Source organism: Vibrio sp. 1069 (assembly GCF_033340555.1).
The window spans coordinates 1-704 of record NZ_JAWOWP010000373.1 but is presented as its reverse complement, the minus strand read 5'-3'; the positions used below and the strand labels follow the sequence as shown (position 1 = coordinate 704).

Genomic DNA, 704 nt, shown 5'->3' with positions numbered 1-704 from the left:
GATCCGAGCTGCCGTCGAGAAAAATATCTTGTACTTTGTCGCCGATTTGCAAGTGGCTAACTTCCACATGGCGACAACACCAGATGCAGGCATGTTTGTGCCTACCCTCAATCTGTACAGCAAAGATCTGCGCATTGCGACAGGCCAGCACAGTTCGATTCCAGTAACGAAAATCTCCCACGACTTTGAAAAAATCATCGACTCAGACAAAGAACGGATCCTCAATCGTTGGAGTTTGGTCAAAACGGTATATCCCATTTACCTGTTGCCAATTGCCATTTTCATCATGGTTATTGCCACGCTTTACCATATCTTCGCCCTTAAGCGAATGGTGACTCTACGAACAAAGCAGCTCACCTTAGCAAATCAGCAACTGCTTGAACTGACGCTGACGGATCCGCTCACCAAACTTTATAATCGCAGGCATTTGATCGAGCGTTTGGCAACGCTGAGTTCATTGCAAAAAAACGTAACCGTGATGGTGTTTGATATTGATGACTTTAAATCTATAAACGACAAATACGGCCATTTAATCGGTGACCAAGCGATTGTCGCTGTTGCCGACACGGCAAAATCGCTGACTGACGAACGAATAACCTTAGCGCGAATCGGTGGTGAGGAATTTGCGTTGGTGACTGCCTCTCTATCTGAAAAAGAAGCTGAAACGCTTGCAAAGGCGATTTGCAGCTGTGTTTACGATCGAC

1 protein-coding gene is annotated in these 704 nt (G+C 45.9%); it reads left to right on the top strand.

Translation table 11 applies throughout. The features are described from left to right. The coding region (locus tag R7040_RS26595) for a GGDEF domain-containing protein (RefSeq protein ID WP_318097600.1) at positions 1-704 on the top strand (704 nt) is incomplete at both ends.